The 20,273-nt window shown below is 58.7% G+C and carries 19 protein-coding genes; 10 read left to right on the plus strand and 9 right to left on the minus strand.

Annotation, left to right across the window (positions count from 1 at the left end; translation table 11 throughout):
* Window positions 1–67 precede the first annotated feature (67 nt).
* The 3 genes from GPK42_RS03705 (at window position 68) to GPK42_RS03715 (ending at window position 3,173) form a co-directional block, all read left to right on the plus strand.
* A complete protein-coding gene (locus tag GPK42_RS03705) occupies window positions 68–928 on the plus strand; it encodes an ABC transporter substrate-binding protein (RefSeq protein WP_035138867.1) in 861 nt (286 codons plus the stop codon).
* A gap of 118 nt (window positions 929–1,046) precedes the next feature.
* Window positions 1,047–2,408 carry an amino acid ABC transporter permease gene (locus GPK42_RS03710; RefSeq protein ID WP_252200079.1) on the plus strand — a complete coding sequence of 454 codons (1,362 nt, stop codon included), beginning with the start codon at window positions 1,047–1,049 and terminating at the stop codon, window positions 2,406–2,408.
* 12 nt (window positions 2,409–2,420) lie between these two features.
* Entirely contained in the window at window positions 2,421–3,173 is a 753-nt protein-coding gene (locus GPK42_RS03715) for an amino acid ABC transporter ATP-binding protein (RefSeq protein ID WP_215693595.1), read from the plus strand.
* 117 nt (window positions 3,174–3,290) lie between these two features.
* Here the strand turns inward: GPK42_RS03715 and GPK42_RS03720 are convergent, their stop codons facing one another.
* Together GPK42_RS03720 and GPK42_RS03725 are read right to left on the minus strand one after the other, a co-directional pair.
* A complete protein-coding gene (locus tag GPK42_RS03720) occupies window positions 3,291–3,710 on the minus strand; it encodes a flavodoxin (RefSeq protein ID WP_215693597.1) in 420 nt (139 codons plus the stop codon).
* A 46-nt stretch (window positions 3,711–3,756) separates the two neighbouring features.
* On the minus strand, window positions 3,757–4,461 hold the full coding sequence (locus GPK42_RS03725; protein ID WP_215693599.1) for a DUF3793 family protein: 705 nt from the start codon (window positions 4,459–4,461) through the stop codon (window positions 3,757–3,759).
* Window positions 4,462–4,634: 173 nt separating this feature from the next.
* On the opposite strand from GPK42_RS03725, the gene GPK42_RS03730 reads away from it, so the two are divergent.
* Together GPK42_RS03730 and GPK42_RS03735 are read left to right on the plus strand one after the other, a co-directional pair.
* Window positions 4,635–5,018 carry a heavy-metal-associated domain-containing protein gene (locus tag GPK42_RS03730; protein WP_215693601.1) on the plus strand — a complete coding sequence of 128 codons (384 nt, stop codon included), beginning with the start codon at window positions 4,635–4,637 and terminating at the stop codon, window positions 5,016–5,018.
* A 272-nt stretch (window positions 5,019–5,290) separates the two neighbouring features.
* Window positions 5,291–7,843, plus strand: a complete 2,553-nt coding sequence (locus GPK42_RS03735; protein ID WP_215693603.1) for a hypothetical protein — start codon at window positions 5,291–5,293, stop codon at window positions 7,841–7,843.
* Here GPK42_RS03735 and GPK42_RS03740 read toward each other — a convergent pair.
* Both GPK42_RS03740 and GPK42_RS03745 read right to left on the minus strand, forming a co-directional pair.
* Window positions 7,840–8,265 carry a hypothetical protein gene (locus GPK42_RS03740; protein ID WP_338404325.1) on the minus strand — a complete coding sequence of 142 codons (426 nt, stop codon included), beginning with the start codon at window positions 8,263–8,265 and terminating at the stop codon, window positions 7,840–7,842. The genes GPK42_RS03735 and GPK42_RS03740 overlap by 4 nt on opposite strands.
* Complete coding sequence (locus GPK42_RS03745; RefSeq protein ID WP_215693605.1) at window positions 8,258–9,763, minus strand: Y-family DNA polymerase; 1,506 nt, start codon at window positions 9,761–9,763, stop codon at window positions 8,258–8,260. The genes GPK42_RS03740 and GPK42_RS03745 overlap by 8 nt, the downstream gene beginning before the upstream one ends.
* A 210-nt stretch (window positions 9,764–9,973) precedes the next feature.
* On the opposite strand from GPK42_RS03745, the gene GPK42_RS03750 reads away from it, so the two are divergent.
* Both GPK42_RS03750 and pgi read left to right on the plus strand, forming a co-directional pair.
* Entirely contained in the window at window positions 9,974–10,498 is a 525-nt protein-coding gene (locus GPK42_RS03750) for an iron-containing alcohol dehydrogenase (protein ID WP_035138860.1), read from the plus strand.
* A gap of 199 nt (window positions 10,499–10,697) precedes the next feature.
* Window positions 10,698–12,392 carry a glucose-6-phosphate isomerase gene (pgi, locus tag GPK42_RS03755; RefSeq protein ID WP_215693607.1) on the plus strand — a complete coding sequence of 565 codons (1,695 nt, stop codon included), beginning with the start codon at window positions 10,698–10,700 and terminating at the stop codon, window positions 12,390–12,392.
* A 141-nt stretch (window positions 12,393–12,533) separates the two neighbouring features.
* On the opposite strand, the gene GPK42_RS03760 is transcribed toward pgi, so the two are convergent.
* The 3 genes from GPK42_RS03760 to GPK42_RS03770 all read right to left on the minus strand — a co-directional run bounded on the left by GPK42_RS03760 (window position 12,534) and on the right by GPK42_RS03770 (window position 15,558).
* The gene (locus GPK42_RS03760; protein WP_215693609.1) at window positions 12,534–13,838 is read right to left on the minus strand and encodes a VirD4-like conjugal transfer protein, CD1115 family; all 1,305 of its coding nucleotides are present in this window, start codon (window positions 13,836–13,838) and stop codon (window positions 12,534–12,536) included.
* Entirely contained in the window at window positions 13,831–14,448 is a 618-nt protein-coding gene (locus tag GPK42_RS03765) for an ATP-dependent Clp protease proteolytic subunit (RefSeq protein ID WP_022094432.1), read from the minus strand. The genes GPK42_RS03760 and GPK42_RS03765 overlap by 8 nt, the downstream gene beginning before the upstream one ends.
* A gap of 63 nt (window positions 14,449–14,511) precedes the next feature.
* On the minus strand, window positions 14,512–15,558 hold the full coding sequence (locus GPK42_RS03770; RefSeq protein ID WP_215693611.1) for a hypothetical protein: 1,047 nt from the start codon (window positions 15,556–15,558) through the stop codon (window positions 14,512–14,514).
* Window positions 15,559–15,892: 334 nt separating this feature from the next.
* On the opposite strand from GPK42_RS03770, the gene GPK42_RS03775 reads away from it, so the two are divergent.
* From GPK42_RS03775 to GPK42_RS03785, 3 genes are all read left to right on the plus strand, one after another.
* Window positions 15,893–16,735 carry a Cof-type HAD-IIB family hydrolase gene (locus GPK42_RS03775; RefSeq protein WP_215693614.1) on the plus strand — a complete coding sequence of 281 codons (843 nt, stop codon included), beginning with the start codon at window positions 15,893–15,895 and terminating at the stop codon, window positions 16,733–16,735.
* Between the two features lie 64 nt (window positions 16,736–16,799).
* Window positions 16,800–17,459, plus strand: coding sequence for an HAD family hydrolase (locus GPK42_RS03780; RefSeq protein WP_338404326.1), 660 nt, complete (start codon window positions 16,800–16,802; stop codon window positions 17,457–17,459).
* A gap of 64 nt (window positions 17,460–17,523) precedes the next feature.
* On the plus strand, window positions 17,524–18,387 hold the full coding sequence (locus GPK42_RS03785; RefSeq protein WP_215693617.1) for a PfkB family carbohydrate kinase: 864 nt from the start codon (window positions 17,524–17,526) through the stop codon (window positions 18,385–18,387).
* 270 nt (window positions 18,388–18,657) lie between these two features.
* On the opposite strand, the gene GPK42_RS03790 is transcribed toward GPK42_RS03785, so the two are convergent.
* Window positions 18,658–19,440 carry a TatD family hydrolase gene (locus GPK42_RS03790; protein WP_215693619.1) on the minus strand — a complete coding sequence of 261 codons (783 nt, stop codon included), beginning with the start codon at window positions 19,438–19,440 and terminating at the stop codon, window positions 18,658–18,660.
* 14 nt (window positions 19,441–19,454) lie between these two features.
* Window positions 19,455–20,252, minus strand: a complete 798-nt coding sequence (locus GPK42_RS03795) for a tRNA threonylcarbamoyladenosine dehydratase (RefSeq protein WP_215693621.1) — start codon at window positions 20,250–20,252, stop codon at window positions 19,455–19,457.
* Between the last annotated feature and the right edge of the window lie 21 nt (window positions 20,253–20,273).

Genomic DNA, 20,273 nt, shown 5'->3' on the forward strand with positions numbered 1-20,273 from the left:
GGTGCATAATAACCCTCAGTTTTTGCAGACCTCTGAATCAAACGAGGTCACCGGAAGGAGACTGATTATGAAGCTCAAGAAGCTTGGCGCATTTGCCGCCACGGGTGCCATGGCGCTCGCCCTCGCACTGACGGGCTGCGGCTCGTCCAACGCCACCTCTGGTTCTGATGCCGGTTCCAGCAGCTCTGACGACGCTAAGGTCGAGAAGGTCGACGGCTCCAAGGAGTACGCGCTCGTCAAGGATGGTACGCTCACCGTCGGCACCTCTGCCGAGTACGCTCCGTTTGAGTACAAGGATGACAACGGCGATTATCAGGGCTTTGACCTTGAGCTCATCAAGGCCATCGGCGACAAGCTGGGCCTGGATGTCGAGTATGTCAACAATGACTTTGACACGCTGGTTCCGGGTGTCGCTTCGGGCGCCAAGTATGACGTTTCCATTGCGGCTATCACCGACACGCCCGAGCGTGAGAAGGAAGTCACTTTCTCTGATTCCTACTACATGGACGATCAGGCTATCGTGACCAAGGTCGATAACACCGACATCACGGCCGACAACTACAGCGAGAAGCTCAACAACGCCGATGCTACCATCATCGTCCAGTCTGGCTCGACCGCCGAGTCCTTTGCCCAGGAGAACTTCCCCAAGGCCAAGATTGTCCCCTACAAGGACGCCACCGAGTGCTTCAGCGCCCTGCAGTCCGATAAGGGCGACGCCGTAGTCACCAACCGCTCCGTTGCCAGCCAGCTGACCGCCGAGCAGTTCAACACCTGCCAGACCATTAAGCAGATTAGCACCGGCGAGGAGTATGCCATCGCCATCAACCAGGGCAACACCAAGCTCAAGGACGACATCAACCAGGCCATCAAGGACCTGACCGACGACGGTACCGTTGACGCCCTCATGGCTAAGTACAACATCAAGTAAAATAGCTACTTGATTGCTCGCGGGCCCTTTCCGCTTTGGCGGAGAGGGCCTTTGCGCTTCTCTTGACGGAGAGCATTTCCGTCTCGTTTTGCCGGCAACTTCTACGATAGGAGCCACCTTGTCTCGACTGAACAAAGGGGCCGCGGAGCAGCGTTTTCCACTGCCCGTCTTGCTCCAAAAGCTAGCCTGCGTCATGGCCGTGGCGCTCGCGCTGGTGTGCGCGGGGGCATATGCGCCCACGACCGCCCAGGCGCTTGAGACCGCAAAGATTACCGCCCGACCCAACACCGGTTCGGGCAGCGACGTGGTTGGTGGCACCGAGACTCGTATCACCTGGGAGGTTCAGGCCGATGCCGACGAGGAACTGAGCGGTCTTTCGCTGACGTTTGCCGATGGCACGACCTTTGGTGCGGACGACACGCGCCTGACGATGCTCTCGGGCGATGACCTTATGGACCGTACGCCCATGAAGCCTACGTGCAAGGTCGACGGCCAGACGCTCAAGATCGATTTTGGCGAGACGGCGCCCGCCGGCGGCTATTTCCGCGTCGAGGTCTACGGCGTGACCTTCCCTGTCGAGGGTGGCGACGAGGCCTTTAGTGGCACCTGCACTTTGGCCGATGGTTCGACCAAGAAGATCTCCAAGATTCCGTCGGTGGAGATCAAGGGCGTGACGGCATTCGATAACTTCCTAGCCGACCTTAAAGAGCAGCCGTGGGTTGAGGCGTGGAACTCTAATATGTTCCTCCGCCTGTTCTTGAACCCGGTCATTTTGGTTCAGAGCCTGCCGATCGTCTTCAAGGGCTTCCTTATGTCGCTCTCGATCGTGCTCGTGGCATTTCCTTTGGCCATTCCCTTTGGTTTTGCCTTGTCACTTATGCGCATCTCCAAGTCGCGCATCCTGCGCTGCCTTGCCGGCATCTATGTGAATATCATCCGTGGTACGCCGGCGTTCCTGCAGATCTACATCGCGTTCTTTGGCCTGCCGCTGGCCGGCGTCAAGGTTGACGACTATGTGCTGGGCGTCATCGTCATGGCCATGAACTCGTCTGCGTACCTGTGCGAGATCTTCCGCGCCGGTATTCAGTCAATCCCCAAGGGCCAGAACGAGGCTGCTCGCTCGCTGGGCATGAATGCCTTCCAGACACTGCTCTACGTTATGATTCCGCAGACGTTCCGCAATGTCCTGCCTACGCTGACCAGTGAGTTCATCCTGCTTTACAAGGATACGTCGCTGCTCGCGGCCGTGGGTGTAGTCGAGATCGTCATGAACGCCCGCACCATCGTGGCCACGACGGGCTCCATCACGCCGTATGTGGTTGCCGCCCTGTTCTATCTGGTCATCACCCTGCCGCTTGCGCGCTTGGTGAGCGGTCTTGAGGCGAGGCTTTTGGGTACGGCCGAAACCAAAAAGAAGCGTCCCACCAAGAGCGCCGGACAGGTTGTCGCAACGCCCGCCGATCATATTGCCGGTCTGTAAGGAGGTTCTATCATGAGCGAAACCAATAACTCGAACGAGGTCGTCGTCAGCATCAAGAACCTCCAGAAGGCCTTTGGCGATAACGTGGTCCTGCGCGATATCGATCTGGATGTGCACAAGGGCGAGGTCGTCGTAGTCCTGGGTCCTTCGGGCTCTGGCAAGTCGACGATGCTTCGCTGCATCAATCGTCTGGAGCATCCCACGAGCGGCTCGATTGTCGTTGAGGGCGTGAACGTGTGCGCCAAGGGCGTCGACCTTAACAAGGTACGTACGCATCTGGGTATGGTGTTTCAGCAGTTCAACCTGTTCCCGCACCTGTCGGTCAAAAAGAACGTCATGCTTGCGCAGCAAAAGGTGCTCAAACGCAGCAAGGAAGAGGCCGAGAAGATTGCCATTGAGGAGCTGACGAAGGTCGGTCTTGCCGAGCGTATCGACTTTATGCCGAGCCAGCTGTCGGGCGGTCAGCAGCAGCGCGTGGCGATCGCCCGCGCCCTGTCGATGAACCCGCACGTGATGCTCTTTGATGAGGCCACGTCGGCACTCGATCCCGAGCTTGTCCGCGACGTCCTGGGTGTCATGCGCGACCTGGCACGCGACGGCATGACCATGATCGTGGTGACGCACGAGATGGGCTTCGCCCGCGACGTCGCCGACCGCGTCGTCTTTATGGACGGTGGCGTTATCGTGGAAGAGGGCACGCCGAGCGAGGTCTTCGACCACCCCAAGAGCGAGCGCACCAAGGCGTTCTTGGGCAATATCTCGTAGCCGCTTTATATGACTGGCATAGCAGAAAACGGGAGCTGGATGTGATCCAGCTCCCGTTTTTGTTGGGACGCGAATGTGTTTTGGTGCAGAGCGCGTTATGGGCGGGGCTCATTGCCGCTAGGCGAGCTCGGCTCCAAGAGCGCGGCAGGCCGCTTCGCCCTCGTCGTCGGGTGCGTCGTAGCAGATGACGGAATCTACGACGTTGACGCCGGCCTCGTCGGCGTCGGCCTTCCAGTTGTCCATCCACTCGCCCTCGGCCCACGAGTAGGAGCCAAAAAGGACGACCTTCTTATCGCCGAGGGTCTCCTTGACCTCGTCCCACATCGGCTGGAACTCATCGTACTCGAGTTCCTCGGAGCCCATGGCGGGGCAGCCGAAGGCGAAGGCGTCGTAGTCGGCGGCCCTGTCGGCAGAGAAGTCGGCGCAGGGGATGACCCCAGTCTCGGCACCCGCGGATGTGGCGCCTTCGGCGACGAGGTTTGCCATGGCCTCGGTATTGCCCGTGCCGCTCCAGTAGACGACTGCGATCTTGCTCATATGTGTTCCTTTCGGTTGTGCGGCGTGCGGCCGCGTTTTGTATGCTCTATCGGGTTGCCTGGACAAGTTGTCCCAGGGTGCAGCCCTGTTGATAGATGTAGGTAAGGTATTGTGTGCATGCGCGATATGAATCGAAGGTCGTAAGCGCTTGCTCAACGTTTGTGTATACCTTCCATGCGCCAAAGACCTTATAGTTTTCGCCGTGCTGGACGATAAACTGATGGACATCTTCGTATGGATAGCCCAAAAAATAGCCAATTTCGTGGGGAAACTCGCACATGCACTCCGTATCGCAGTGTCTATTTCGCGCGAGTGCGCAGACGCTGCTGCCATAGGCGCTTTCTGCGGCATTGCTGCTTGCCAGCGTGATGCGCGCGGCGAGATGCACCAGGGATGCGGGCAGGTTGTGGACATCGAAACCTTCGGCGGCAAGCGCTGTCGTGGCACGGGGGTCGGAGAGGTATCGCATGAGGTCCGTAGGGCGGTACACATAGATGAGTGCACCGCAGGGGCGCCAGACCAAAACGCTCGTATGGATCCCGAGTGGCTGGAGCTCGCGGTTGCATAGGGCTATGACGGCGAGCAGGCGAGCGCGTCGCTCTTCGATATGGGCGGCGTCGGGTTTTCCGTTTTGGTTGGCGTAAACGCCAGGATAGGTAAAGAGCGAAGCCGGCTTGATACCTGCGAGCGTAGGGGAGCAGTTGCGCACGATTGCTGCCTGAAACGTTGGGATGTTTATGGTTCGAGTCACGGTGCTCCTTACGGATCTAAACTGTTAGCCTAGGAAAACTTATACACGAAAGTAAACCTTGGTCAACTAAAAAGTAAGAAAAGGGAAACTAATTAATCGAACGGACATGGTTTTGGGTTAAGATGGGGACACCCCATGGGGGTATCTAGATCGGGCTACTTGAAAGGGGACGCATGAGTGACTTGCTCAATCCTGCGAATCTCATCGTGCTGGCCGTCATTGCCGTTGGCATGTTATTTGGACTGCGTCGCATTGCCGCTTCGACACACGGGAAGAGTTGTTGCAGCGATGGCGCGAGCGGCAAGAAGGCCAAGAAGGTAGTGGTTGCGGATACCGATCCGTCCCACTACCCCTATAGCGATGAGTTGCTTATCGGCGGCATGAGCTGCGACGGCTGCGCTCGAAACGTGGCCAATGCCCTCAATGCGCTGGATGGTGTGTGGGCAACGGTAACGTACGCGGACCACACGGCACGCGTGCGCTCGAAGCGCCCGGTCGATCGCGACACACTCGAGACGGCAGTGAGGGGTGCGGGCTATTACGTTATGAAAATGTAGGCGTTGCCCTCTCCGGTGGGTACCAGCCTCCTGCCCATTGTGACTATCGGCATCCAATAATTTGCGCAAAAATAACCTTTAGATGCGGCAAAAGTGGAGTTTGGTGACGGTTTGCGCGGAATTCGCTACCAATCGAGCATCTATGAACCCGTCCAAAAAATTACAGGTGTATATTTATACACTGATTATTGCTGTGCTCAGATTGCAATTAACCGTGGACAGAAATGAAGAATGCTAAAACTGGGCTTTAGGACAGGGGAGGCTATAACCTTATGAGACGAGTGGGAACACTTGGCTTGGTGGCAGCGCTTGCCGCTATCTTGGTATCGCCGCTGCCGGCGCACGCCGAAGACGCATCGGGTGCCGTTACCTACAATGCGGGAAATGGGTATTCCTTTGAGAAGCTCTCGCATCCTACGGTAGGAACGTCGCAGCCGGATGGCATCGTCGACTACCAGGGTAACGGTGCCGTTGCCGTTCCGGGCGCCGATGGTAATACGGCCAACAACGAAGGCGATCGCGGCCAGAGCTACACTTGGGCGGCTGCGAGCTATGGTGACTGGCTTTATGTGGGCACCTGCTATGCGGCGATGGGCAACACGCTGACGCTCATGAACAGCACGCTGGGCGATTCCTTTGATGTCGAAACCATGCGCCTGACGCTGGAGGCCATGTTTAACGGTACCTTCTTCTATAGACAGCAGAAGGAGGACGGCACGGCCGACAAGGACAGCGGCGGCATCTTGGTCAAGATCAATACCAAGACCGGTGAGACCAAGCTGCTACTCTCTGAATCGCTCAACGGCGTCGCTCCTTTGTTCCGCAATGCCGTGAGCTATAAGGGTAAGCTCTATTTCTGCGGCAGCGTCAGGACCAATGACGGCAAAGGCGGCCTGCCTGCTGTATACGAGATCGATCCTAAGACGGATGAGTACAAAGTTGTCTATCAGGGCCTTTCGAGCATGCAGGATTACGGTGCTGCCTACAAGCAGGGCATTTCTACCGGTATCCGCGGCATGTGCGTCCATGATGGCCAGCTCGTCATCAGTAATGTGGGTAAAGACGCGAACGGTAATTTTGTGTCGACAATCCTGACGTCGTCTGACCCCTCGAAGGGCCAGGACAGCTTCACCGAGATTGCCAACTCGGAGACGCTGTTTGGCTATCCGGCGATTCGCTATCAGGACAGCATCTACGGCGGCGCCATTTGGGATATGGTCTCGTACAATGGCCATCTCTATGCGACCATCTGCACCGGTACGCCCGAGAACGCTCCCGATGATAATTCCATGCAGTCGTTTGCCATGGTCCGTGGCGACAAGAATGCCGACGGCAGCTATTCGTGGACTCCCATTGTCGGCGATCAGAAGACGGACGGTGCAAAGTACTGCTTTGGCATCGATCCTGCCCGTACCCGTTCTGGCGCTGCCAACCTCATCGTCTACAACGACTACCTCTATATCGGTGAATACAACGACGAGGAGATTGCCCTCGAGCGCATCCTGTTCAACAAATCCAACACCGAAGAGGGCGGCAAGAGCAGCATGGGTGGCGTTGACTGCTCGTTTGTGAATGCCAATCTTGAGCAGTCGGTTAACATCTATCGCATGGACAAGGACGAGAACATGGAGCTCGTCGTTGGCGATCGCACCGACATGTTCCCCGAGGGCGGTATTTCCGGCCTGACTTCGGGCTTTGGCCGAAACGAGAACCAGTACATTTGGCGCATGCAGAAGTTCGACGGCAAGCTGTATATCGGTACCTTTGATACCGCGAGCCTGCTTGAGCCGATCGGCCAGTTCTCCAATGGCGACATTATCGATATGACGCCCGAGGAGTGGGACTCTCAGGTTCAGCGCCTTAGGGACCTGCTCGATCACCTGCTCGACAAGAAATCGCCTGACGACCCCATCGTTCCCGTGAACACGCTTGCGGACGATGATTCAAACGAGGCCGTCGAGGTCGATGATTCGAACGAAGCTGCTGAGGTTGATGATTCAAACAAGGCCGTCGATGTCGATGACGAGAAGACCGAGGTTGCTAAGGGCTTTGGCGATCTGAGCGATGCGCTGGAGGATGCCGCGGGCGGTCTTTGCGATCAGGCCGCGACGATGTCCCAGGACTTTGAGGACGACGCCGCTTATGTCCAGAAGATCGATGGCGAGATCGCGTACTTCAAGTCCTTTGCCGACCAGTATCAGGACATGCTCGATAGCTATGAGAGCCTTAAGCAGCAGTACGAGGATGCCTATGGCACCGAGCTGCCGAGCGATATTCAGGATGCGCTCGATAAGCTGCTGAACGAGGAGAACCTCAAGAAGTTGCACAGTGTGCTTACATGCATGCATTACCTGCACGATGCCAAGCGCGGCTTTGATATGTATGTGACAGAGGACGGCGTGAGCTTTACGACGCTGACGACTAACGGTTTTAACGATCCGTACAACCATGGCCTGCGCACCTTTGCCGTTACCGATCAGGGCCTGTGCCTCGGTACTGCCAACCCGTTCTATGGTTGCCAAGTCTGGATCCAGCGCAAGGAGAATTCGGAGAATCCGATTGATCCCGGTACTCCGGATCCGACGGAACCCACCGATCCTTCGCAGCCGGGTGGCAGCGATCAGCCGGGTGGCAGCCAGACGGGCGGCAACGACCAGTCGAGCAGCACCACGACCACCGTCACGACGACCGCTAAGAAGACTCCGAAGGACGGTTCGCTGCCTCGCGCTGGCGACTCGACCCTCACGCTGGTCTTGGGATTGCTGGTTGCAGCTGCCGCAGTGCTTGGCATTGCTCTCGTCTTGCGCAAGCGTTCTCGTCGCTAGGCTCGACCACGCAGCTCGATGCCTTGGATATCGTCGAAGTCGATGGCGATATCCCTGAGTTTGAGCAGCTTGAACGCGGGTAGCACTTCGTCGAGAATGCCTGTGCGGCTACGATAGCCGTACATATCGTAATAGGTGACGCGCACCAAGTCGCCGCGTTTGAGGCCCTCGAGCTTTTTCGAAAGCTCGAGGGCCTTTTCTTCCGTGAGCTCGCATTTTGGCTCGGCGGCGATCTCTTGTTTACGCACGAGTTCGTAGTATCCCGTGAGGGCGGCAAAGGGCATAAACTGTGCGGCGCGGTTGGCGCGCACGGCACCGTTGGCAGTGAGCTTGGGGTCGGCGGCGCGGCGTCTGCCCTCGGGGTCCGCCAGGCGCTCGAAGGCGGTCGGCGGGCGCACGGGCTGTTGTTTGGGTTTAGGCACGGTGTCCTCCTACCTGATCGTTGCGTTCGCGTGCGGTGGCGCCGGCGGTAAAGCTCAATCCCTTGACCAGGGCGTTCTTGCCGTATTTGCCTTTTACGGCCAACACGGCGCGCGCCAAGTCGCGTTCGCGCTCATCGGCCTCGACGTCGCTAAACAGATCGATGGTGGCAAATTCTTCGGGCATGAGGTTGCCAAATCCCAAGTTGATGCGCTTGACCGGTCGTTTGGGATCGACGGTCTGCGCCCAAAGGTCGTCGAAATAGCCCATGATCTTCTTAAACGAATTGGTGCGCTCGGGCAGCTTTCGCGAGGCGTTGGAGTGCGCGAAGAGTGCGGCATAGCCACCACGCGGTTTGCCGCCATGCTCTCCCACGAAGATGCCATCGATTGCCTGCGCTTCGCGCACCAGGCGGCGCCGTTCGTCATCGCGCTGGACGGGCTTAGGCGCACGGGGTGCGAGCTCGGGGCCGGCGGTTGCGGTGGGTTCGATACTCGACGTGCTCGAGCGCAGATGCCCGCATCCGTCCACATATTGCGCCGTTCCGCTGGCGTCGAGGCGGCGTATGTCGGCGCGCTCGCTCGCGTAGCCCACAAAGAGCGAGATGCTGTCACACACCACGTGCTTATCGACTAAGTCCAGCACGGCACTGTCGACCATCTCGCGCAAGACGGTGTAGGCCTGCTCGTAGGCATAACCTTTCGAGAGCACCTGTCCTGTGGTAGTTGAAGTTGCTTGCGGGCGATAGGCTTGGATATCGGCGATGGTTGTCGGCTCGCGGCCGAAGGCGTGGTCGATAAGATACTCGGCATTGACGCCGAGCTCGTCGTAGAGCAGGTTTTCGTCGAGCGCCGCGACGCCCATCAGATCGTAGACGCCGTATTTTTCGAGTCGTGCTGCCACGCCGGGCCCGATGCCCCAGATGTCGGTGATGGGACGATGGGGCCAGATCTCCTTGCGAAAGGTCTCGTCGTCGAGTATGCCGATGCGGCTGGGTACGTGCTTGGCAGTGATGTCGAGCGCTACCTTGGCCTGGAATAGGTTGGGGCCGATGCCGACCGTCGCCGTGATGCCGGTGCGCGCGAGGACCTCATCGCGCAACATGCAGGCGAAGCCTTTGGCATTGGTATGGTAGAGGTCTAGATAGGGCGTCACGTCGATAAAGCATTCGTCGATGGAGTAGACGTGCACGTCTTGCGGGCTGACGTATTCCAGGTAGATACCGTAGATTTGAGCCGACACCTCCATGTAGTGCTGCATGCGCGGTACGGCCTTGATGTAGTCGATGCCGTCGGGAATCTCGAACAGACGGCAACGGTTGCGTATCCCGAGGTCCTTCATGGCCTGTGTGATGGCGAGGCAGATGGTCGTGCGTCCGCGCGATTCGTCGGCAACGACTAGGTTGGTGGTGAGCGGATCGAGCCCACGGTCGACGCACTCGACGCTGGCATAAAACGTCTTGAGGTCGATGCAGATATAGGTGTGTTGCTCGTGCGCCATCCGTGTCCCTCCATCAAACACATGTTCTTATCGAATATCTGTTCGATAATACCCGCTCGTCCGGACATCGTCAAAACCTATTCCTTTTTGGCAGGTATAGTCGTGCAACTGCATCGGGTTTTAACGCAGCTCTAAAGAGTGCGAAACAGCTCGGAAAACCTCGCTTCGTAGCATGAGCCTAACGATTGGCACGGAAGGGTTGTGGGGATAATGGTCAACTATGGGTTTGGTATGCCGACGCGCTTGGTTGCGGATGGGGATGTGGCTCGCTGGTGCGGGCGATTGGTTGCCCACTATGGCGGCACCAAGGCACTGGTCGTGCTGGGAGGCGACAAGCACACGCGCGATGAGCTCGTTTCGGCGGCGCTGGGCTCGCTCGATCGTGCCCTGCTCGAACGCGTGCTCTTTCGTTGCGGTTCGGCCGGGGGCGACGGGGGAGACGATTTGGTCGATGAGGCCGTAGCCCTGGCAACCGATGAGGGCGTGGACTTTGTCCTGGCGATTGGCGATGCCGATACTGCTGGCTTTGCGCGCGAGCTCGCGCGTCGCATGGCGGCGCTCGATGCCGGCGAAGACGGTTTTGTCCCTTATGGATGCATTCTCTCGGAGGGCAAGGCGCCTGCTGTCGTGGGCACCGGTGAGGTTCCCGTTTTTGCCATTATCGCGCCCGAACTGCTGGAGGGCATCGGGTCTCCTCTGCGTGAGTTGCTCGGTAGCATCTGCGCCGCGGCCTAATATTTGCCATAAAAGGACGGGTTATTTTTGGTTGATAAAGCGTTTGACCTGCCAAAATAAGCCTGTCCCTTTTTAATCGGTTGCCGTTTGGGGGCCGATTGGCAACGCTCGCTGATTGTAGTCTTGACCTGCGCTAGAATAGTGGCATCTGAATGTCCGGGCGCATGGAGGCGTGCGCCCGTATGCTGAGGAGGACTCTATGGCAACTGTTGCCGCACCTATCGATGCTACGTCGACTGCCGCTTGGAAGGCGCTCGAGGCTCATCAGGAGAAGCTCGAGGCCGAAGGTATCGACCTCAAGGCCTGGTTCGCTGCTGACGCCGACCGCGTGAACAAGCTGAGCTTTGACGCCGGTGACCTGCACTTCGATCTGTCGAAGAACCTGGTGACCGATGAGACCGTCAAGCTGCTGTGCGATCTTGCCCGCGAGGTGAAGCTCGAGGAGCGCCGCGACGCCATGTTCTCTGGCGAGCACATCAACACTACCGAGGACCGCGCTGTCCTGCACACCGCGCTGCGCCGCCCGGCAAGCGAGAAGGGCCAGCTCATCGTCGACGGCCAGGACGTCGTCGCCGACGTGCACGAGGTCCTCGACCGCATGTATGCCTTCGCCGAGCGCGTGCGCTCCGGTGAGTGGAAGGGCGTTACCGGCAAGAAGATCGAGCATCTGGTGTCCATCGGCATCGGCGGCTCCGACCTGGGCCCGGTCATGGCCTACGAGGCTCTGCGTCCCTATGCCGACGCCGGTATCGACTGCCGCTACATCTCCAACATCGACCCCAACGACCAGGCCGAGAAGCTCAAGGGCCTGGATCCCGAGACCACGCTCGTAATCATCGTCTCCAAGACCTTCACCACGCTCGAGACCCTCACCAACGCCCGCGAGGTCAAGACCTGGATGCTCGAGCAGCTCAAGGCTCAGGGCGCCATCGACGGCTCCGATGAGCAGAACGCCGAGGCCGTGGCAAAGCACTTCGTCGCCGTTTCCACCGCACTCGAGAAGGTCGAGGCCTTCGGTATCGACCCCGCCAACGCCTTCGGTTTCTGGAACTGGGTCGGTGGCCGCTATTCCGTTGACTCCGCCGTGGGCCTGTCGCTGATCGTCGTGCTCGGCCCCGAGCGCTTCCAGCAGTTCCTCGAGGGCTTCCACGCCATCGACGAGTACTTCTGCAGCACCCCGCTCGAGAACAACGCCGTCGCGCTGATGGGCCTGCTCAATGTCTGGTACGTCAACTTCTTCGGTTCCAAGAGCCACGCCGTGCTGCCGTACTGCCAGTACCTGCACCGCTTCCCGGCCTACCTGCAGCAGCTCACCATGGAGTCCAACGGCAAGCATGTCCGTTGGGACGGCAGCGCCGTGACCTCCGACACCGGTGAGATCTTCTGGGGCGAGCCCGGCACCAACGGCCAGCATGCCTTCTACCAGCTGCTGCACCAGGGCACCGTGGTGGTTCCGGCCGACTTCATCGCCTTCGCCAATACCGCCAACCCTGCGACCGATAGCGGCCAGGACGTGCATGAGCTGTTCCTGGGCAACTTCCTGGCCCAGACCAAGGCGCTCGCCTTTGGTAAGACGGCCGACGAGGTCCGCGCCGAGGGCACGCCCGAGCAGATTGTCCCCGCCCGCTGCTTTGAGGGTAACCGTCCGACGACCTCGATCTTCGGCGACACGCTGACCCCGTTCGCGCTCGGCGAGCTCATCGCCCTGTACGAGCACATTACGTTTGTCGAGGGCACGGTCTGGGGCATCGACTCCTACGACCAGTGGGGCGTCGAGCTGGGCAAGCAGCTTGCCAAGCAGATTACCCCGGCCTTCCACGACGACGCCGCCAAGGCCGAGCAGGACGCTTCGACCCAGGCGCTCATCGAGTTCTACCGCGCGCATCGCAAGTAGTCGCTGCTGTTAACGCATCGCGCCTTATAGTCAGGGGCCCGTATCCTATCGGATGCGGGCCCCTTTGCTTTGCCGTGGTCCCGGGGCGCACGGCCTTTGTGGAACATCGTCGGGGCGCCGCGCGCTGCGAGAACCCTGCGCCTAGATCTCGGCCTCCGCATGGCCTCGCTGCGCCTCGGGCAGCTCCCCGTAGAGCGGATGGTCTTCGAGCCTAAAGCGCTCGACTTGTTCGGGAGTGCGACCGCGTACAAAGAGCCACGAGCGATCGATTGGCGTCGCCATGAGCGTGCTGGGCAGCGCGTCGGCGCGGTCGGAAAACACCCGGGCACTCTCGGGATCCTGGAACGCCAGCACCAGATGCGTGTCGCAGTTGCCCATGATGGAGCGTGCGCGTGCCTCGCCATAGAGCGCATCGAGCTGGTTGGTCGACTGCAGCAGCAGCGTCGCCCAGATGTTGCGGCTTCGGATAATCGAGAGCACGTTGTCGATCTGGGGGATCTGCAGATTTGCGAAGTCATCGAGCATAAAGCGCACGGGCACGGGCAGGCTGCCGTCGGGCTGCCTATCGGCCTCGCGAATGAGGCCCATAAACGCCTGCGTAATAAAGAGGCCGGTCAGCGGATCGAGATTGCGGTCGATATCGCTCACGGTTACAAACAGGGCGCAGGGGGTGTGTCCCATGGAAGCGAAGTCCACCTGATGGCACTCACGATAGAGCTGTGCCGCACCGTCGAATCCCAGACACATGACCTTTTCGGCAAGGATGCCGACGATGCTCGCGTGCATGCGCTCGGCATTTTGCGTAATGGCGTAGCGCCGCCATAGCGAGAGGGCATAGCTTTGGGGGTCGGTCGTGATCAGGTCGTCAAACAATCGACCCGTGGCACCGTCCTGCAGGTGCTCGATCAGCTTGTTGACCGAGCTGATCGTCTGCTCGTCGGCGGGTAGCTGTTCGGTGACGTAGGCGATAAGACACGACAGCAGGTTTGCCGCCGCATGATCCCAAAAGGGCTGGTTGTTGTCCTCGATGGGGCAGATGGCCTTTGCCACCGAGAGAATGTCCTGCTGGTTGGGCCTGCCGTCCGCCTTGCGGCGAATGTGCCTCAGGGGGTTGTAGCCGCAGCGCTCGATGCCGGGCGCAAGGACCGGGACGGTGTTGAGGTCGGCGAAGTTGAGACATTGCACGCAGTAACCGTGGGCTGCCAGCACGGGTCCCACTTCGCGACAGAGCGTGCCTTTGGTGTCGAGCACGATGTAGCTTGCGTTCATTTGCAGCAGGTTGGGCTTGAGGACGTTTCGGGTCTTGCCGGCTCCCGAGGGGCCGATCACAAGTGCATTGTTGTTGAGTCCCGTTTGGCGGGTGTCGCAGGAAAGCGTTCGATCCTTGGCGAGGATGGTGGACGATGCGGACTCAGATGCGGCGAGGCGGCTGGTGAGGTTAGACATGGGCGACCTCCTTGGTGGTCGAGAGGATTTCGTGGGCAAAGCCGAGCTCGACGGCGCGCTCGGCCGAAAGGTAGGTGTCTTTTGCAGTGAGGGACTGGATGCGCTTGGGCGTGAGGCCGCTGCGGTCCGAGAGGATTTGCGTGAGGGTCTTGCGGGTCTGCATGAGACGCCGGCTGGTTTCCTGCAGCGCAAGTGCCGAGCCGCCTGCCCCCTGGGGGATCAGCGGGTCGTGAATCATGAGCTCTGCATGGGGCGCCATACGGCGATCGTCGCCGCCCATAAAGATCACGGCGCCCATGGACGCGGCGAATTCCAGGCAGACGGTGCGGATGGGGCACGATGCGAGGCGCATGGCGTCATAGATCGCAAGACCCGATCGCACGCTTCCGCCGGCGCTGGCGACAAATATGGTGATGGGGCGGCTGGGGTCGGTGGCATCGAGCAGGCGGATCTGCTGGCATAGGTCGTGGGCCATCGGGGTTTCGATGTTTCCCATGACGGAGAGCTCGCGACGGGCGAGCATCTCATCGTAAATGCTGGTGAGCGTGATACCTCGGGCGGATTCACGCATGGTGAGGGGGCTGATGATGGGGGAATGATTGGTGTCCATGGGGACTCCTTTCTGTTGGTTGTGTTGTGGAATAGGATTGTTGCCCGCGGAGGGGCTGGCGGGCTACAGGGTTCGTCCGAGCCTGAGATCGAGCTCGGTTGTGGGGCAGGCTGCCTGTCCGTGCGGCTCGCAAGCGCCAAGGGCTCCAAAGCGATGGAGCGTTGCGGCGGGCGTGGTGTAGGCGAGCCGCAGCTGATGCTCGACAGGGGCACATCCGTCATTTTTGTAATGAGTCGCGTAGTACTGCGCGATGCTGGCGTTCATCTCGCTGCCATTGCGATGGCGCTCAAACTGGCGTCTGCAGGTCTCGATGATCTTTGCTACCGACTTGGGTGCCGTCGCGGGAACAAGGGCGAGATAGCCCTCAAATAGCTCGTTGATGCTCAGGAGGCACAGCAGGTCGATCAGCGTCCTTATGGCTGCTCCCTCGGCGGAAAAGTGCGCGGTCATGCGGTTATATCGGTTGCGGTCGACGATGGCTGCATGGGGTCTCGGAGTTTTCTGCCCTGTGGTCCCGGGCTTTTGCCGCGCCTGTGTATTGAGCTCGACGTTGCAGCGCTTGAGGCCGTCCAACGGAAGGAACAGTGCGGTGCGCAGGGTGTTCCGCTTGCTTTCGAGTTCATGACGCTCGTCGGGTTCCCATTCGAGCTTGAGTTTCGTGTCGAGCGCCGTAAGCATATGGGCTAGGCAGCCTACGGTAAGAACGTACGAATCGTTGTCGCGTTTTGGGGCATAGGGGTCTGTCAGCTTGCGAATGTCGGGGTCGCCCATGATCTTTGTGCAGCGCTTCAGCAGTTGAGGGTGGTCGGCCAAGATCGTCGCGAGCGGTAGCGACGCGTAGTTCTTGATGGTCGCGGCGGCAAAGGCGGCGTCATATTCGTTTGCATATGCTCGCTCAATGCGGGCATCCAGAATGCTTTTCTTATCGCCGTCTTCAGCGTGGTGGTTTGTCATAGCTTCTCCAATCGGTTGATGTTCGTGCTGTTTGTTGATGTGTTGGTTGTCGTGAGTGATGTGCTTGCCGTGGGTGATGTGCTGACGTTGGGGTGCTATGCGGTTTTCAATGAGCCCATGAGGCAGTTGCTGCAGGGGCGGGATGGAACGGCCCATGCAAGGCGGAAGGCATCGTGCTCAAAATCGAGACAGCAATGCCCTGGGTGCCTCACATGTGGCAGTTACCTCATTAAGTTGTCATTGCGTTTGGGGTTGTACTTTGCCGATCTTCCTTCTCTTACACGCTAAAACTCAAACTTCATATGCTCGATCTACTTAAAACCGCAACGGCGGTCTTTTATTAACTTATATGTCGGAACGCGTCTTTGCAAGTACTTTTTTTGCCTTTGTTTCAAATGGGGTGGTTTTGCAACCGTCATGCGCGCGCTGTGCGAACGTGCCCCGGCTCGGATAAGATAGTGCGCAATAAAAACGATGCAAGGAGGCACATATGGCAATTAAAGCCATCGCAATGGATATCGACGGTACGCTCACCAACGACCAGAAAGTGATTAGCCCGCGTACGCGCGAGAAGCTGCTCGCGGCGCAGGAGTCGGGCATTAAGCTCATTTTGGCTTCGGGCCGTCCCGCATGGGGGCTGCACGCCTTGGCGCAGGAGCTCGACCTCCAAAACCATGACGGTCTGCTGGTGGCCTTTAACGGCGCGCATGTGGTCGACGCTCAGACTGACGAGGTACTGTTCGATCAAGCTATGCCTGCCGACGAATTGCATCGCCTGATTGATCACCTGCGTAATTTTGACGTGATCCCTATGATTTCGCTCGGTCGTAATTTGCACGTCGAGGACTCGTACCGTTGCATGATCACGCTGCCTGACGGCTCGCAGAAGAATATCGTCAAGTATGAGCGCGATGCGTGCGATCTTAAGATCCGCGAGGTGGAGAGCCTGCATGAGGTCGCTGATGCTTATCCCGTGGACAAGCTGCTGACGGCGGGCGATCCGGCCTACCTGCAGGCGCATTACGAGGAGATGTATGCGCCCTTTAAGCAGACGCTTTCGGGCATGTTTACGGCCGACTGGTACTTTGAGTACACGGCGCCCGGTATCGACAAGGCCCGTGCGCTCGAGGGTGCCCTGCCCAAGCTCGGCATCGATGCCAGCGATGTCGTATCGTTTGGCGACGGCCAGAACGACAAGTCCATGATTGAGTGGGCCGGCACGGGTGTAGCCATGGGCAACGCCGTCGATGAGGTTAAGGCTGTGGCCCAGATGGTGACCGCCAATAACAACGAAGATGGTATTGCGGTGGCGCTGGATAAGCTGCTGGGCTAGAATCGCCGATTAATGCATGATTCGGGCGCCTGCTCGCGGGCGTCCTTTTGTTAGGGAGGGTGCCGTGTCCGCATTTCCGTTCGACGCCGTTATCTTTGACATGGACGGTGTCATTGTCGATACCGAGTATTACTACCTAGGCGAGACTGCCGCGTTTGCCAAGGAGCTTGGGCTTAATCTGACTCAAGAGGAGTTGAATGGGCAGGTCGGTACCTCGCATCAGTTCTTCCTGCATATGCTGGTCGATTGGTTTGAGCGCGCCGGTAAGGGGCATTTTACTGGCGAGGAAGCGTTGGCCCGTTGGGACGAGTGGGCGCATAAGCGTCCGCGCGACTATCAGGCTTTGATTAACCCAGGCGCCGTGGATACGATTCGAGAGCTGCCGCGCCGTGGCGTTCGCGTGGCGCTTGCTAGCTCGTCTCCGATGGATAGCATCGAGGAAGTGCTCAATGCGTGCGGGCTGTCGGATGCCTTTGAGTATGTGGTGAGCGGCGAGCAGTTTAAGGAGAGCAAGCCCGAGCCCGACATCTACCTGCATGCGCTGGACCTGCTGGGGCTGCCCGCGAATCGCTGCTGCTGCGTTGAGGATTCGGTGCCTGGCATCACTGCCGGCAAGCGAGCCGGCCTGACAGTTATTGCCAAGCGCGAGGAACGCTTTGGCTTTAGCCAGGATGCCGCGGACAAGATTATCGACCAGCTGCCGGAGCTGTTGGAACTCGCGTAGATCCTGGGCGGTACTGCTGTCGCAACAGTGGTTCCGTTGGCATAAGAGAGAGAGGAGCGGCGTCATGGCGTTTAACGTAAGCGCACTGGGATTTGGCGACAACGTCGTCGACTGCTATGAGCATATTCACACAATGTATCCGGGTGGCAATGCGGTGAACTTTGCCGTATATGCCAAGAAATGCGGAGCCGCGCGCTCCGCGTATATGGGCATCTTTGGTAATGATGCTGCTGCTGAGCATGTGATTGCGAGTCTTGAGGATGAGGACGTTGAGCTTGCCAAATGCAAACAGCTCATCGGCGAGAACGGTGCGGCACGCGTTACTGTGGTTGATGGTGATCGTGTCTTTCTTGGCTCCAACGAGGGCGGTATCCGTGGCGATGCGCGCTATGTCCTCGATCGCTTTGACCTTTCGTACATGAAGCAGTTTGATGTGGTTCATTCGGGCAACTATTGCTTTACCGAGCGTGAACTTCCCAAGTTGAAGGCCGCGGGCATCACGGTTTCGTTTGACTTCTCGGACGATTCGACCGACGAGTACTACGAGCTGATTGCTCCCTACGTTGAGTTCGCGTTCTTTAGCGCGGCAGATGCCGTGAGCGAGGATGAGATTCGCGAGCGCCTTGCCTGGGTGAAGAGCCTGGGCCCATGTTTTGTGTCCGCAACGGCTGGCGCCGAGGGCTGCATTGCCTATGACGGCGGGCGTTACTATCGGCAGCATGCCAAGCCCGTGGCAGATATGAAGGACACCATGGGTGCGGGCGACTCGTTCCTGACTTCGTTCCTGATGTGCTATCTCGATTCCGCCAAGCGTGGCGAGGATGGTGCTGAGGCCATCGAGCGCGCACTCGACTTTGCGGCGGGGTTTGCTTCGACCGTATGCGGCATGGAAGGCTCCTGGGGCCATGGAGCGCCGATTTCCGAATAGGTGAGAGCAGTCCCGGTGAGTCGAATTGTCGCCTCCCCGGGACCCCGTGGGCAAAAAATGCCAAATATGAGTACTGTCACTAATTTAGTAACAGCGAAATCAAGCTTTTGAGAGCCTAGTTGGGTGTCTGCGAGCGATTAAAACCTGCTAAAAATGATTTTAAGCATCTTGATAATGAACAGTTGTGCATTATCAAGATGTTATTTTGCCGTAAATAATGTGACTAGATTTGCAACAGTACTCATATTTGGCATTTTTTGCACACCGAGCTTAGCGAAGGCCAAAAACAGAGCGTGAATTTGCCAAAACTGCCGACTCGATGTGCTTTGCGGCACAGTTTTTGAGTGAGGCGATGCGTTCTGAGGTCCATGTGAGCGATCTGATGAGCGACCGCGCGCTTGTTTCTGTGTTTGCCTCCGCCGGTGCATCGGTCTCGAGCAGTAAACGGTCGAGTGGAATCTGTCGTACGTATTCGCGCCCTCGTTTAGACGCGAGCATGCGTTCGTTGACGGAAAAATAGCAGCCCGCATTACGCGCGCGGACGAGCTCGTCCGAGGTGCCGCTAAACCAGTGGAAGATGATAACGGGGGAGTCGGGGTTTGGGATGAGTAATCCGTGCGATTCGAGGGCGTCCAGTACGGTTCCTGCCGAACGAACGGCGTGAATTGATATCACGCGCCCGGCAAGAGAACGCTGCACGAGTGAGTCGCAGAGCCGGTCAAATGCCTGTATTTGTAGCGGTTCGCTTCCGGCAAAGCGCGCGGAAAAGTCGAGTCCCACCTCGCCGACATAGTGCTCGTGGGCAGCAACTTTGCAAAGCAGATTGACTTCGGCAGGACCGCAGCGGCCGTCGGCGAGCCACCAGGGGTGAAGCCCAATGCCAGCGATGATGCCTGGTTGGCGACGGGCGCGCTCGTTTGCGGCCGAAAAGTCGCGTGGATCGACGCCGCAATCAAATAGACCCAAGCCCAGTGCCGTCGCCTCATCGGTAACGGCGTCCGGGTGAGCCATCAAATCAAGATGGCAGTGTGCATCAATTAACCGGGGCTCCATCTCGGCGCGCTCCGCTAGTCCAGGCGTTGGCCGTCGGCGCGCACGCGCTCGGTGCCGCGCCCGCTGATCTGGCGGATAACCTCGCCGGCAATCATCTGACCCATGATGGGCGGCATAAAGCTGGCGGTACCCAACTCGGTACGCTCGTGGATGTTGGAAGGGTCGCGGGGCTGTGTCTTAACCGATTCCTCGCAGCTAAACAGCACGTGCAGGCTTTTGATTCCGCGCTTCTTACATTCTTTGCGCATAATGCGGCTCATGGGGTCACGTACCGTATCGAAGATGTCGGCAAAGCGGAGGCACTCGGGATGGAGTTTGTTGGCCCCGCCCATGGAGCTAACCAAACGAATGTCGTGGTCCTGAGCATATTTGGCAATGGTGAGCTTGGCCGAGATGGTGTCGATGGCGTCGACGACGTAGTCGAGCTTGCCGCCCGTCTGCTCAAAAACGCTCGCAAAGAACTCGTCGATGTTGTCGCTGAGCAGGTATTCGGTGCGCTTGATAACGGTGACGGCGGGATTGATATCGTGGATCATGGCTTCCATCACGTCCACTTTTCGCTTGCCGACGGTGCTGTGAAAGGCGATGGCCTGGCGATTGATATTGCTTGGAGCGATGATGTCCTTGTCAAGAATGACGAAATGACCAATGCCGCCGCGGGCAAGTGCCTCGCAGCAATTGGAGCCCACACCTCCGCAGCCGAGCACCAACACCGTGGCGTTGGCGAGTTTATTAAGTGCCTCGCGGCCCATGATGATCTCGAGCTTGGTGTCGCGTGTCTCGTTGGGAGTTGCGGCTGTGGTTTCAGTCATAGACATCCTCCGATGGGGAAG

The organism is Collinsella aerofaciens, from assembly GCF_018785265.1.
In the GTDB taxonomy this organism is placed as follows: Bacteria; Actinomycetota; Coriobacteriia; order Coriobacteriales; family Coriobacteriaceae; genus Collinsella; species Collinsella aerofaciens_AI.